Annotated in this window: 10 protein-coding genes; 5 read left to right on the top strand and 5 right to left on the bottom strand. The window is 67.3% G+C overall.

Features of this window, described 5'->3' with window-relative positions; translation table 11 throughout:
- The 4 genes from IBX53_RS01935 to nfo form a co-directional block, all read right to left on the bottom strand.
- On the bottom strand, positions 1–1,250 hold a 1,250-nt coding region (locus IBX53_RS01935; RefSeq protein ID WP_290904505.1), incomplete at its 3' end, for a TRAP transporter large permease.
- The gene (locus IBX53_RS01940) at positions 1,247–1,735 is read right to left on the bottom strand and encodes a TRAP transporter small permease (RefSeq protein ID WP_290904679.1); all 489 of its coding nucleotides are present in this window, start codon (positions 1,733–1,735) and stop codon (positions 1,247–1,249) included. The genes IBX53_RS01940 and IBX53_RS01935, both read right to left, overlap by 4 nt.
- A 66-nt stretch (positions 1,736–1,801) precedes the next feature.
- Complete coding sequence (locus IBX53_RS01945) at positions 1,802–2,797, bottom strand: TRAP transporter substrate-binding protein (protein ID WP_290904508.1); 996 nt, start codon at positions 2,795–2,797, stop codon at positions 1,802–1,804.
- Positions 2,798–2,965: 168 nt separating this feature from the next.
- On the bottom strand, positions 2,966–3,814 hold the full coding sequence (gene nfo, locus IBX53_RS01950; protein ID WP_290904511.1) for a deoxyribonuclease IV: 849 nt from the start codon (positions 3,812–3,814) through the stop codon (positions 2,966–2,968).
- Positions 3,815–3,948: 134 nt separating this feature from the next.
- On the opposite strand from nfo, the gene IBX53_RS01955 reads away from it, so the two are divergent.
- Positions 3,949–4,428, top strand: coding sequence for a Spy/CpxP family protein refolding chaperone (locus IBX53_RS01955; RefSeq protein ID WP_290904514.1), 480 nt, complete (start codon positions 3,949–3,951; stop codon positions 4,426–4,428).
- 65 nt (positions 4,429–4,493) lie between these two features.
- Here the strand turns inward: IBX53_RS01955 and IBX53_RS01960 are convergent, their stop codons facing one another.
- Positions 4,494–5,453: a zinc metalloprotease HtpX gene (locus IBX53_RS01960; protein WP_290904518.1), complete on the bottom strand. Its 960-nt coding sequence runs from the start codon at positions 5,451–5,453 to the stop codon at positions 4,494–4,496.
- A gap of 539 nt (positions 5,454–5,992) precedes the next feature.
- Between IBX53_RS01960 and IBX53_RS01965 the strand changes: the two genes are divergently transcribed.
- The 4 genes from IBX53_RS01965 (at position 5,993) to IBX53_RS01980 (ending at position 13,110) form a co-directional block, all read left to right on the top strand.
- Positions 5,993–9,673, top strand: coding sequence for an ATP-binding protein (locus tag IBX53_RS01965; RefSeq protein ID WP_290904523.1), 3,681 nt, complete (start codon positions 5,993–5,995; stop codon positions 9,671–9,673).
- Between the two features lie 56 nt (positions 9,674–9,729).
- Entirely contained in the window at positions 9,730–10,356 is a 627-nt protein-coding gene (locus tag IBX53_RS01970) for a hypothetical protein (protein ID WP_367171535.1), read from the top strand.
- Positions 10,353–11,600: a hypothetical protein gene (locus IBX53_RS01975; protein ID WP_290904531.1), complete on the top strand. Its 1,248-nt coding sequence runs from the start codon at positions 10,353–10,355 to the stop codon at positions 11,598–11,600. Before IBX53_RS01970 ends, IBX53_RS01975 begins: the two co-directional genes overlap by 4 nt.
- Positions 11,601–11,829: 229 nt before the next feature.
- Positions 11,830–13,110: an META domain-containing protein gene (locus IBX53_RS01980; protein ID WP_290904533.1), complete on the top strand. Its 1,281-nt coding sequence runs from the start codon at positions 11,830–11,832 to the stop codon at positions 13,108–13,110.
- The last annotated feature ends 100 nt before the right edge of the window (positions 13,111–13,210 follow it).

Genomic DNA, 13,210 nt, shown 5'->3' on the forward strand with positions numbered 1-13,210 from the left:
CAGCCCGCGAGTATCGGCACGTAGACCACCAGCAGCAGCACCGCGATCAGCCCCAGCAGGTAGGGGAGGATCGCCCGGGTGATGCGCTCCAGCGGTAGCTGGGTCACCGAGGAGGCCACGTAGAGGTTGATCGCCACCGGCGGGGTGATCATGCCGATGGCCAGCCCCATCACGATGATGATGCCGAAGTGGATCGGGTCGATGCCGAGCTGGGTGACCAGCGGCAGGAGCACCGGGGTGAGGATGATCAGGGCGCTGGCGGTCTCGATGAAGACCCCGGTCAGCAGGATCACCGCCACGATCAGCAGCATGATCACCAGCGGGTCGGTGGAGAGCGACAGCACCGCGCTGGCGATGGCGCCGGGCACCTGCCAGCTGGAGAGGGTCCAGCTCAGCACCGCCGAGGTGGCGATCACCAGCATGATCACCGAGGTGGTGATGGCCGAGCGGATCAGGATGCGGTAGACGTCGGCCAGGCCGAGGTCGCGGTAGACGAACAGCGACACCAGCAGGGCGTAGTTGACCGCCACCACCGCCGCCTCGCTGGGGGTGAAGATGCCGGAGAAGATGCCGCCCAGGATGATCACCGGGGTCATGAGCCCCCAGCTGGCGCCGAGGAAGGTGCGCCAGATGGTGGCAAGCGAGAGCGCGGTGCCCCGCGGATAGTTGCGGCGGTAGGCCTGGACGATGGCGATGGCGCCGAGCCCCAGGCCCATGGCGATCCCCGGCACGATGCCGCTCAGGAACAGTTTCGAGACCGACTGCTGGGCGATCACCGCGTAGATGATCATCGGTACCGAGGGCGGGATCACCACGCCGATGGTGCCGCTGGCGGCGATCAGGCTGGCCGCCGAGGCGGGGTCGTAACCCTTCTTGCGCAGCTCCGGTACCAGGCTCGAGCCCACCGCAGCGGTAGTGGCGGCCCCGGAGCCCGAGATCGCCGCGAAGAACATGCCGGCGCCCACCGAGACCAGGGAAAGTCCGCCCTTGAGGAAGCCGAACAGGGCGTCGGCGAAGTCGACAAGCTTCTCGCTCACCTTGCCCTGGGCCATCAGGTCCCCGGCGAGGATGAACATGGGGACCGCCACCAGAGCGAAGGAATTGATGCCCTGGAACATCTGCTGGGTGACCACCATCAGCGGCACGCCCTGGGCGTTCAAGGCCAGCAGGGTGCTGGCGCCGATGGCCAGGGCGATGGGCACGCCCAGCAGCATGAAGAGGAAGAAGAGCAGGAACAGCACGCCGGTCATGGGAGAGGCTCCTCGGCGCTGCCGCTGCCACCCTTGTCATCGTCGCGGGCGGCATCCGGCCCCTGGATCAGCAGCTCGACCAGATCCACCAGGGCGTACCAGGCCATGATCGCGGCAGCGATCGGGATGACGGCGTAGACGTAGGTCATGGAGAGGCGTAGCGAGGCGGACTTCTGGAAGCTCTGCACCTGCATGTAGCGATGGCCGATCACCACCAGCGCCACCATGAAGCCCAACGCCACCAGCACCGCGGCGAGGCGTGCGAGCTGGCGCAGGCGCCGGGGCAGGGCGTCCACCACGAAGGTCACGGCGATATGGCGGCCGCGCTGGAAGGCCAGGGTGGCGGCGAGGAAGGTGATCCACACCAGCAGGAAGCGGGCGACCTCCTCGGTCCAGCCCACCGCCGTGAAGAAGACCCGCGAGACGATCTGCAGGGTGATCACGCCGATCAACGCCGCCATGCCCGCGAAGACCACGGGCTGCATGACGGCGTCGAGGGCGCGCTCACTGAACTGCAGGGGTCGCAGCAGGTAGCGCGCAAGCGGGCTCACTTATTCCAGCGCCTCGCGGATGCGCGCCAGATAGTCGCCGAACTGTTCGCCATACTTCTCGTAGACCGGCGCCACCGCGGCCTGGAAGGCCTCCAGGTCGGCATCGTCGATGATCTGCATGCCCGACTCGCGAAGCTCGGCCAGCTGCTCGGCCTCCATCTCGGCGTTCACCCGCCGCTCATGCTCGGCGGCCTCCTGGGCGGCCTGCACCAGCACCTCCTGGGCGGCCTCGGGCAGCTGGTTCCAGATCGGCATGCCCATCACGAAGATCGCCGGCGCGTAGGTGTGCCGCGACAGGGTCATGTAGGTCTGGGTCTCGTTGAGCTTGAAGGAGTGGATGACGTTGACCGGGTTCTCCTGGCCGTCGATGGTGCCCTGCTGCATGGCGGTGAGCGCCTCGGTCCAGGCCATGGGGATGGCATTGGCGCCGAGCTCGCGGAAGGTGTCCACGTAGACCGGGTTCTCCATCACGCGAATGCGCAGACCATCCATGTCTTCGGGGGTTGCTACCGGTCGCTCGCTGTTGGTCAGGTTGCGAAAGCCACGCTCGGCGTAGGCCAGCCCCTTGAGGTTGACGTCCGCCAGCTTGTCGAGCAGCTCCTGGCCGATGGGGCCGTCGAGCACCCCATAGGCGGCCTCGGGGCTGGGGAAGAGGAAGGGCAGCTCGAACACCGCCATCTCCTCGACGAAGTTGGCCACCGGTCCGTTGGTGATCACCCCCATGTCCACGGTGCCGATCTGCATGCCCTCGAGGAGGGTACGTTCGTCGCCCAGGCTGGCGTTGGGGTAGAGATCCACGGTCACCTTGCCGTCGGTGCGCTCCTCCACGAGCTCCTCGAACTTCATGGCGGCGATATGGAAGCCGTCCTGCTCGTTGACCACATGGGCCAGGCGCAGGGTGACCGGGTCCATGTCGGCGAACTCGGAGGCGTTGGCGGAGGCCATCATGGCCAGGGAGATGCCCACGGCGAGCGTGCTGCGTACGAAGCCTTTCATTGTTGGTTTCCTCTGTGGTGTCAGCGTCTTGCGGCTCGATGCCCTGCCGAGCATGCACCGCCCCGGGGAGGGCGGTCAATTGCCTTGGCACCCGATCAGAGCATCCGATACATCACGTGGGCGTCCAACTGGATGGCCATTTCTGTGGCTGGAAGGGGCGGATGCGAATCATGGGGCCTCCTGCTGAGCGCGCAGCCAGGCGATCTCCTCGGCCCAGATGGTCGGCTCGATGGTCTCGAGCACCAGCGGGATGCCATCGGTGCGCGGGTCGCGCATCAGGGCGGCGAAGCATTCAAGGCCGATATTGCCCTGGCCCAGGCTGTGGTGGCGGTCGACCCGGCTGCCGAGCTCGCTCTTGGCGTCGTTGAGGTGCATGCCCTTGAGGTACTCGATGCCCACCACGGCGTCGAACTCGTCGAGCATGGCGGTGGTCGCCTCGGCGGTGCGCAGGTCGTAGCCGGCGGCGAAGGCGTGGCAGGTATCGAGGCAGACGCCTACTCGGCTCTTGTCATCCACCTGCTCGATGATCTCGGCCAGATGCTCGAAGCGCCAGCCCAGGTTGCTGCCCTGGCCGGCGGTGTTCTCGATCACCGCGGTGACGCCGCGGGTCCGGGCCAGCGCCTCGTTGATCGACTCGGCGATGCGCGCGAGACACTCGGCTTCGCCGATCTTTTTCAGGTGGCTGCCCGGGTGGAAGTTGAGCCGGTCGATACCGAGCCGCTCGCAGCGCTGCATCTCGTCCACGAAGGCCGCCCGGGACTTGGCCAGCCCCTCCGCCTCCGGGTGGCCGAGGTTGATCAGGTAGCTGTCGTGGGGAAGGATCTGTCCCGGCCCGAAGCCGTGCCGGCGGCAGGCGGCACGGAACGCCTCGACGGTGGCATCATCCAGCGGCTTGGCGTTCCACTGGCGCTGGTTCTTGGTGAACAGCGCGAAGGCGTTGGCGCCGATCTCTACGGCGCGCAGCACCGCTTGATCGACGCCGCCCGCGGCGCTGACGTGGGCTCCGATGTATTTCATGGTGAACGGGATGGCTCCGCTGCTGTCTCGAGATGGCACGGAATTCTAGCGCAACTCGCCGCGGGGTGCGGGGTGTCATCTCCACCAGCGGCATGCTAGGGTCAATAGATACCCATGATTTTTCAGGAGATTGCATGACATTTGCCAAGCCCCTCGCCGTGATCGGCAGCAGCGCCCTCGCCCTGACCTTCGCCCTGGCCGCCCCCGCCGTGGCCCAGCAGATGCCTCAGGGCGCGCCCAGCGCCGAGCAGCAGGTGGCCCAGCTCGACGAGCTGGTGAGCCTGGACGACAGCCAGGAGCAGGAGCTGGTCGCGCTGCTGACCGATGGCCAGGAGCGGCTGCAGTCGCTGCAGGCCGAGGCCCAGGGCGTGCAGATGCAGATCCACGAGCAGATCGGCCCGGAGTTCGATGAGGCCGCCATTCGCCGTGACGCCGAGCGGCTCGGCCAGCTCACCGGCGACATGACCGCCGAGAGCGCCCTGATGCAGGCCCGCATCCAGTCCACCCTGACCGCGGAGCAGCGCGACGAGCTCGAGCGCCTTGCCCAGGAGCAGGAGGAACAGATGCGCCAGATGCAGGAGCAGATGCAACAGCAGCAGATGCCGGCCGAGTAAGCGAAGGCCCCCGCAAGCGTGGCCCTGCTCGAGCAAGAGGCGACCCTTCGGGGTCGCCTCTTGCGTTATTGCCCGGGCCTTCGCCCCAGCCAGTGACGGTGGCCCAGCGGCGACGGCCGGTCCACCACCAGCCCCTCATCGGTCCGGTAGGGCCGGGAGGAGGGTGGCCGCGGCGGCTGGCGCCGGGCCAGGGCGAGCAGCCGACGGACGCGCTCGTCGGTGGGCGGATGGGTCTGCAGCCAGCGCAGCCAGCCCGGCGGGCGGCCTGCCAGAAAGAGGGCCGACAGCCACAGCCCCTGGCGGCGCTCCAGCACCTGAAGCGCCGCGGCCAGGCCCTGAGGGTCCCGGGTCAGGGCGGCGGCCTCGAGATCGGCGGTGAACTCCCGGTTGCGCGACAGCGCCAGCTGCAGCAGGGTGCTGGCCGAGGGCGCCAGGGCCAACACCAGCAGCTCCAGCCAGGGCATGCGCAGCTCCCCCGTCAGCACCATGGGCAGCATCAGCAGAAGCCCCAGCTGCACCAGGAAGGCGCCCCAGATGGTCAGTCGCGTCATGGTCGCCGCCATGGACATGACTCGTGTATCCCCGTGGCGCAGGTGGCTCACCTCGTGGGCCAACACCCCGGCCAGCTGGCGCAGGTCGAGGGTGCGCACCAGGCCGTCGGTGAGGGCGATGCCCCCCTCGCGGGCGTCCCCCACGGCGAAGGCATTGAGATCCGCCGACGGCACGTAGAAGAGCTGGGGTTCGGCGCGGATCCCGGCGCGGCGATAGAGGATATCCAGCACCCGATAGAGCGCCGGCGCCTGATGGCGGCGCAGCAGGCCGGCACTGGCGCGGGCGAGCGCCAGGCGTGGCGGGATGCGCCCGCCCAGGTAGAGGGTCAGCGCCACCAGGCCGAAGGCCCAGGCCACCCCGAAGGCGCCCGCCAGCAGGTAGCCGGGCACCGCCAGCAGCAGGGCCAGGCCGGCCAGGATCAGCAGGTGCTGCAGGGCGTTTCTGAGCCGCTGGGCGGCAAGGCGCTGAGACACGTTGGCTCCTGATGGCTCTCAATGGGGAGAGGGCAACTCGCTGATGTTGTTTGCGATTCTGGCGTAACGAGCTGTTTTCGTTAAAATCGTTACGGTCGTGCAACAGTGTGGAAATTGATTCCGTGTATTGAAATGTCGAAAATCCTGGGTTATATAGTATTTTCCCTACCAAGGAGACACGCCATGTCAACTTCCACCCAAGTCATCGTTCTGGACAGCGAAGTGCTCGAGTTCTGGGCCACCACCGCCATGGCACAGCGCGCCGCCAGCGACGCGATTCGTGCCTATATCGTCTGACCGACATCGTCTGAATTGATGATGGCGCAGGGCCAGGGAGGGCTCCTGACGCTTTTCGGCTGAGCCGGCCCATCCGTCCGACCCGTACGTTTCTTCCCCCCTCGATCACGTCCCGCCCGTCCCCTGCCGCCTTTGTATCACCCCCTGCTTTGCAGCATACTTTGCCGTTTCCCAAAAGGCACAGGATCGCCCGGCGCCGAGCGCCAGGTACCGATCCCATCGGCAAGCATCAAGGACGCTGCATGTCCCAGCTGTTACGCATCGTGATGATCCACGGCCACCTCGAGGGCGTGGTCGAGCTCAGTGTGGATGGCCACACCAACATCTGCGGTACCAACGCCTCGGGCAAGACGACCCTGCAGCGACTGCTGCCAGTGTTCTATGGTGAGCTGCCCAACCGGGTAGTCCCGCGCACCCGGCTCAAGTTCGATGCCTTCTACCTGCCCCACCGCAACAGCTACCTGGTCTACGAGTATCGCCGCGAGGAGGGTGACGTTTGCCAGGCGGTGCTGACCCGTCGGAGCGAGGGCGGCGTGGAGTACCGCTTCGTCGGCGCGCCCTATCGGCCCGAGGACTACCTGGTGGAGAGCGAGGCCGGGGTCACCGCCCTGGACTACGCCCAGTGGGCCAATGGCCTGCGCCGCCGGGGGGTCTCGCTGTCATCCAAGCTCGGCGCCACCTCCGAGTACCGCTCGGTGATCCAGAACGACTTCACCCAGGTCGGCGATGCCCAGCCCCGGGCCAACAGCCGCGATGGACTGCGCCTGCGCCAGGTCGCGGCCCGCTTCAGCCTGGTGCGCCCGGGGCAGCGCATCCGCCATATGGAGAAGCTGGTCTCGGCGGTGCACGCCAAGGAGGGCAAGATGGACACCCTCAAGACCATGCTGGCGGCGATCTTCGAGGAGGACGGCGTCGAGCTGCCGGTCACCCGCATCCGCAATACCAAGGCGCGGGAGTGGATCGCCCGCATGCGCCAGTCCATGCGCCTGGCCCCCCTGCAGCGCTCGCTGGCCGCCCTGGAGAGCCTCGACCGCGAGCTCGCCGACCTCGAGGCCTCGCTGTGGCAGCTCAGGCCCCAGCTCGAGGCCGACCGCCATAGCGCCGAACGCACCCAGGCCGATCTGGAAGCGCAGCTGGGCCAGCGCCAGCGTGACTTCCAGGCCCGCGAGCAGGCCTACCGCGAGACCCGCGACGCCTTCAACGACCGCGCAAGCGAGCTCGACAGCGAGCTGGACAAGACCCGCGGGGACCTGGACGACCTGCAGCGCCGCTTCGAAGCCTTTGAAGAGGCCGACATGCCGGGCCTCGAGCAGGACCTCAAGGCGCTGCCCCAGTGGCGCGAGCAGCAGCAACAGCTGCGCGACCACCTCGAGCTCATGGAGCAGGCGTTCCAGGCGAGCAAGGCGCGGCTGGAGGCCCGCCTGGTGGAGCTGGGCGATCTGCTGGAGCAGCGCCGCGACGAGATCCAGGCGCTGATCGACGCCCTGGGCGAGGACAAGGAGGCCTCCCGCGAGGCCCAGCGCGAGGGTGAGAACCGGCTGGAGGCCGACTATCAGGCCCGCCGTCAGGCCCTGGATGACGACTACCGCAGCCGCCTGGAGCAGGGCACCGCCCGGCTCTCCGAGCTCAAGGTGCAGCTGGCCCACACCGCCCAGACCGCGGAGGAGGCCCGCGAGGCCGAGCTCTCCCAGGCGCGGGTCGATCAGGCTCGCAGCGAGCAGCAGGCCGCCACGGCGGCGGTCGACAGCCTGCGCAGCGAGCTCGAGGAACGCCGGCAGGCGCGGGAGGCCGCCGAACGCGACCTGGAACTGGCCCGCGCGCAGCGCTCCCGAGCCGAGGCGCACCTGGAGACGCTGCGAGAGCAGCGCGACCCCGCCCAGGGCAGCCTGCGCCACTTCCTGCGCCATCATCGTCCGGGCTGGGAACAGACCCTGGGCAAGGTGATCGCCCCGGCGCTGCTCGAACGCCGCGACCTGGCGCCCCAGTTCAACGACGAGGCCAGCGCCGACCTCTTCGGGCTTTCGCTGGACCTGGCCGCCATCGCGCTGCCCGACTACGCCCAGGACGAGGCCAGCCTGCTGGTCGAGATCGAGGCCGCCGAGCAGGCGCTCGGCGAGGCCCAGGCGGCGGTCCTGGCGGCGGAGAAGGCCCTCAAGGCGCGCCATGAGTCTGTGCAGGAAGCCACCGCGCGTCTCGATCGCTCTCGCAGCGCCAGCCGCCGCGCCGGCGAGGAGGTGGAGTACGCCCTGCAGGCCCGCCGCCAGTGCCAGGAGCGCCACGCCAGCGCCCAGCAGGCCCGCCAGGCCGCCTGCCGCGCGGCCCTGGAGGAGCAGCAGGCGACCCAGCAGGCGTTGAGCGAGGAGCGACAGGGTGCCCTGGCGGCGCTGGCGGAGACCCACCGCGCCCAGGGCCTCGAGCTGACCGCCGACTACCAGGGCCGGCTGTCCGGCTTCGAGCAGCAGATCCAGCAATACCGTCGTCAGCTCGGCGAGCTCAAGGAGGAGAACCGCCGCCAGCGCGAGGAGCTGCAGGCCGCCTTCGACCGCGAGCTGGCCGAGCAGGGCGTCGACACCGTACGCCTTAACGAGACCCGTATCCGCCTCGAGGCGCTTGGCAAGCGCATCCGTGCGACCGAGGCGCGTCGCGAGGAGCTCGACGAGTACGCCCGCTTCATGCGCGTGGAGTGGGGCGAGCGCAAGCCCCGGCTGGTGGAGAAGGAGGCGTCGCTCGCCCGCGAGCGCCAGGCGGTGGAGCGCGAGCGCGAGCAGCACCGGGCCGACTTCCGCGCGGCCAGCCAGGCGCACCAGGCCGCGATGGGCGAGCTCAAGGTCCGATGCGACGCCGAGCAGGCGCTGGTGGAGATCCTGGTGCCGCTGCTCGACAGGCTCGCCGACCTGGCGCTGGCGTCCGCCGCCGAGCCCCGCGGCGAGGTACCGGGCGATGCCGCCGAGCGCATCGAGCGCGCCCGCCAGGCGCTGGCCGACCACGCCCGCCAGCTCGACGAGCTGCGCCGCGGCTGCGAGAAGATCGAGGTCGAGCTGGTCAAGGGGGTCAGCGCCGACTTCCAGGACGCCCTGGAGGCCGAGCGCGGCAAGCTCGAGGATCGCGGCCCGCGCCGCCTGCTCGGGGTGCTGCGCGACATGCTCCAGCTGCTCGAGGGCCAGCAGCAGCAGCTGCTGCAGGAGGGGCGCAACCTCAGTGACGACCTCGACAAGTTCTTCACCGTGTTCCGCGACCTCAACCGGCGCATCAACGCCCAGAGCCGGCGGCTCTCCGACGAGGTGGCCGACGACCTCCGGCTGGAGGGCATCGGCCGCGCCGAGGTGAAGATCCAGTCCACCATCGACGAGCTGGGCTTCTGGGAGCCGCTCAAGCGTTTCGCCCAGCGCTACCGGGAGTGGCGGGAGTCCGGCCAGCCGCTGCCCGGCGACGACTACCTCGATGCCCTGGCCGACGTGGTGGAACTGTTGCGCAGCGACCAGCAGTACAGCTTCGAGAGCCTGCTGCGCCTGGAGCTGCACCTCAACGAGGGCGGCACCGATCTGGTGATCCGTAACGACCGCCAGCTGCTGGAGTCCTCCAGCCACGGCATGGCCTACCTGATCCTGTGCAAGTTCCTGCTCGCCTTCACCCGGCTGCTGCGGGGCCAGGCCGAGATCGCCATCCACTGGCCCATCGACGAGATCGGCACCCTGGCCTATCACAACGTCGAGAAGCTGTTCGACGCCTGTGACAACAACCGTATCCATATCGTCGGTGCCTTCCCCAACCCGGAGTCGGACGTTCTGCTGCTGTTCCACAACCGTTACCTGATCGACCGTGACGAGGCTGCCCCCGACAGGCGCCTCCTGAAGCGCATCGAGCCGCGCCTGAGCCGTCTGGCCCAGCGCCTGCAGGACCGCGCAGAGGAGGCCGCCTCATGAGCGACGTGATCCACAGCGAAGGCGCCATGCCGGAGGGGGCGATGGCGGAGCGTGCCATGGTCGAGCTGGGCCCCCTGCTCGAACGCCTGCTGGCCGGCGAGTTCATCTGCGCGGTGAGCGACGAGAGCGCCTTCCGCCGGCTCGAGGACGACGCGACCCGCGAGCGGCTCGATGCCTACCTGCGCCCGCTCAACCGCCGCCTGGCCACCAGCGATGAGGGCAGCGTCTACTTCCTGGCCTGGCGAGTGCTCGACGAGGCCGCCCGGGAGCAGCTCTCCCGGCAGCTGGCCGAGACGGTCGCAAGCCTGCTGCCGCTTCTGGAGTGGCTGCAGCTGGTCCAGGAGACCCTGGGGCGCGACGGCCTGGCCTCCGCGGGGGACGTGCTCAAGCCCGCCGACTTCAGCTCGCGCTGCGAGGACAACCAGGGTCTGCGCGAGCGCCTCGAGCGCCTCGCCACCGACCCCTTCTTCGGTTCCCAGAGCGATCAGCTCGATGCCCAGATCAAGCAGGTCTTCAAGCGGCTCAGGGAGCACGGCTACCTGCTCCAGCCCCACGCCGACCGCCAGTATTACGTGGTCACCGCCAAGATCGACTATCTGATCGACCTGGTGCGCTTCATCCGCGACGAGGAGCACCTGCCCATCGACGACCAGGCGCCGGCCGGCCAGGAGAGCCTGCTGTGACGGGGGGCACCGGCGACCCCTACGCCCTGGAGAGCCGGCTGATCAGCACCGGCACCGAGCGGCTGGCGCTGCTCGGCAAGCACGCCGAGACGCTGATGGCCGGCTACGCCCGGGACGAGGTGCCGCTGGCCGGGCTGAGCAAGACCGCGCTGAACCGGCTTCTCGCCGCGCGGATCCTGTGGCGCCCGGACGAGCAGGGCGGAGTCAAGCTCGCACCCAAGGTGCGCGAGCTAATTGCCGAGATGCTGGCCGACGAGACCCGCCGCCATGTCAACGCCGACGTCGCCGAGTCCCTGGAGCTTTTGCGCAGCCTGGTGCAGAGCTACCGCGAGGCCCGCGATGCCGGCGACTACTGGCGCCAGGAGCAACAGCTGCTGCGCCTGCGCCAGGAGGTGGACGACCTCAACGGCCGCTTCGCCGACGCCATCGACAGCCTGTGGCAGCGCCTCAACAGCGACTTCGGCTTCGTCAGCCGGCTGGGCGACAAGATCCGCGAGAACGAGCGGGCCCAGAAGCAGATCGTGCGCCTGCTCGACGGCCTGGCGCTGATCGACTTCACCGAGCTGATCGAGCTGGTGGGGGGCGACGGCGCCCTGCGCAAGCTCCTGGTGAGCGGCCTGCAGCACCAGCTCAGCCGCCACTACACCAGCCTGCGCGAGGTGCAGCGACGGATGATCGAGCTGCTGGCTCGCTTCCGCCAGCAGCAGGCGCGCAGCCGCCTGGTGGCCGGCATGGCCGCCTTCCTGCGCGAGCATCCCGGCTTCGTGCCCGGCAACTACGCCCGGCGCAGCGAGGTGCCGGCGCTGGTCAACCGTGCCGCGCCGCTGATCGCCGCCGGGGCCGCCGCCCTGGACCACGATACCGATACCCGCACCCTGGCCGAGCTGCTTCACCGCCTGCCCAGGCCCGTGACGCGCCCCGAGCCGGTGACCGCCGCCGGCGCCGCGCAGATTCAGGAGGCTACCCTCGTCGCCGCTCGCCATCAGGCGCTCAAGGAGGACGTGGAGCGTTTCTATCTCGCGGTGGTGGATGGCGGCGGTGAGCCGCGTAGCGCGCTCGAGTACCTGCAGGAGAGCGAGTTCGAGTGGGGCGAGGAGATCTGGCTGTTCCAGGTGATCGCCGAGTACCAGGGGCTGCCGCGGGGGGAGCAGCGCGCCTTCCGGCTGCATCAGCAGGAGACCCAGGCCAGCCCCTTCAACCACCTGCGGCTGATCCACGACGCCATCCTTCAGCTGAATGCATGATTAGCGACCCAGCAGGTCATTGCACGCGGGAGTCCCGGTGGATAAGTTTTCATCCATGGCGAGTAGTTCCTGAATCCTGTGTCAGCAGGTGTACCTCGAGACTAAAAGATAAATGGCTGTCATTTTTCTTTTCCGTGCCAGCTAGGTAAATTGCACAAGACGATCACGAGCATGATTAGTTGGCGAGCAGCAACGCCATCATCAAACCTCACCTGGATAGGGTCTCTCGATGAAATCCATCTTGTTGACGACCGCTGTGTCAATTTCGCTTCTTGGATGCTCCGCTGAGGCTGTGCGAAACACTGACGACAGTCCCCTTCGCGTCTCGGGGAGTCTGGTGTATCTCGAACGTATTGCCATGCCGCCCGAAACTCGGGCCATTGTCGAGCTCAAGGCGTTTACGCCTGATGGTTTCGGCAGTATCGCGAGCATGGAGGAAACCTTCGATGGTCGACAGATCCCGATCCCCTTTGAGCTTGAAGCGGCTTCGTTCACCGGTTCGCCAGCAGTATTCGAATTGAAGGCCGGTCTGGAACTGGACGGGCGCATCATTCGGGCCAGCGAGCCTGTCACTGTATTCCCCTCATCAACTCCTGTGGATGTGGGTGAGCTATTACTCCGGCCGTTCGATGTGAGGGACTATGGCACTGCCATGGATTGCGGTGGTACTGAGGTAGTTTTCGATACGATCGGTGAGCATCTTGTGATGCAAGTTGGTGCGGAGGACTTCACACTCCGCCGGGTGCCCGCTGCCTCAGGCGTGCGTTATGAATCAACGGGTGATCCGAGTGCATCACTCTTCAACAAGGGGGCCCGGGCCGATGTCACCGTGCGAGGTGAGACTCTGCCTGAGTGCACCATCGACATGACACCGACAGATCCCGTTCACGCAACCGGTAATGAACCACCCTGGATTGCGTCCATCGAGGGCGACCAGTTGACATTGATCACCGAATACGGGGCAACCACGCGGACAGCACCGGTAGTGAATGCCCATCGAGGCGTTTCAGTGACGCGCTATCGGGCAGCAGGTGACGAGCTCGCCGTATCGCTTAACATTCGCAGTGAAGTGTGTAATGACAGCATGACCGGCATGCCGCATCCGTATTCCGCATCGTTGGCCAGTCCGCAAGGCGTATTACATGGGTGTGCGGGCCAACCAAGTGACCTGCTTGCCAAGCATGCCTGGAAGGTCACCATGCTTGACGGCCAAGCACCACTAAGCGAGCCCAGCATGACAATCCAATTCCTCCCGGAGGATGGCATTGTGGCAGGTTCCTCCTCATGCAATCGCTTTAATGCCCCTTACACCCTGACCGGGGAACGCCTGGAACTCTCAAATATTGCCGGGACCATGATGCTCTGCAGTGAAGAGATCATGGCTCAGGAGCAAGAGTTCAAGCGCGTACTGTCGGGCATCGAGGGATTCGATATCGATGCAGACGGCATGCTAGAGCTTCGGGGAAGCGAAGGTCAGTTGTTGGCTCGTCCGACTACGACTGACGACTAATTTCCTGAAAAGCCCGGCGCATCTCCCAGCGATCCGGGCTTTCTGTTCAAAACCTGCCAACGGCCAGCGCTACCATCCTGCTTGGAGGTGCGCCAAAGCT

Source organism: Halomonas sp., assembly GCF_014859505.1.
Lineage (GTDB): Bacteria > Pseudomonadota > Gammaproteobacteria > Pseudomonadales > Halomonadaceae > Halomonas.

Excerpts from the sequence above, each read along its gene's own strand:
- nfo (WP_290904511.1), bottom strand. The coding sequence starts at position 3,814 with ATGAAATACATCGGAGCCCACGTCAGCGCCGCGGGCGGCGTCGATCAA.
- IBX53_RS01970 (WP_367171535.1), top strand. The coding sequence starts at position 9,730 with ATGGTCGAGCTGGGCCCCCTGCTCGAACGCCTGCTGGCCGGCGAGTTC.
- IBX53_RS01965 (WP_290904523.1), top strand. The coding sequence starts at position 5,993 with ATGTCCCAGCTGTTACGCATCGTGATGATCCACGGCCACCTCGAGGGC.
- IBX53_RS01955 (WP_290904514.1), top strand. The coding sequence starts at position 3,949 with ATGACATTTGCCAAGCCCCTCGCCGTGATCGGCAGCAGCGCCCTCGCC.
- IBX53_RS01945 (WP_290904508.1), bottom strand. The coding sequence starts at position 2,797 with ATGAAAGGCTTCGTACGCAGCACGCTCGCCGTGGGCATCTCCCTGGCC.
- IBX53_RS01980 (WP_290904533.1), top strand. The coding sequence starts at position 11,830 with ATGAAATCCATCTTGTTGACGACCGCTGTGTCAATTTCGCTTCTTGGA.
- IBX53_RS01940 (WP_290904679.1), bottom strand. The coding sequence starts at position 1,735 with ATGCAGCCCGTGGTCTTCGCGGGCATGGCGGCGTTGATCGGCGTGATC.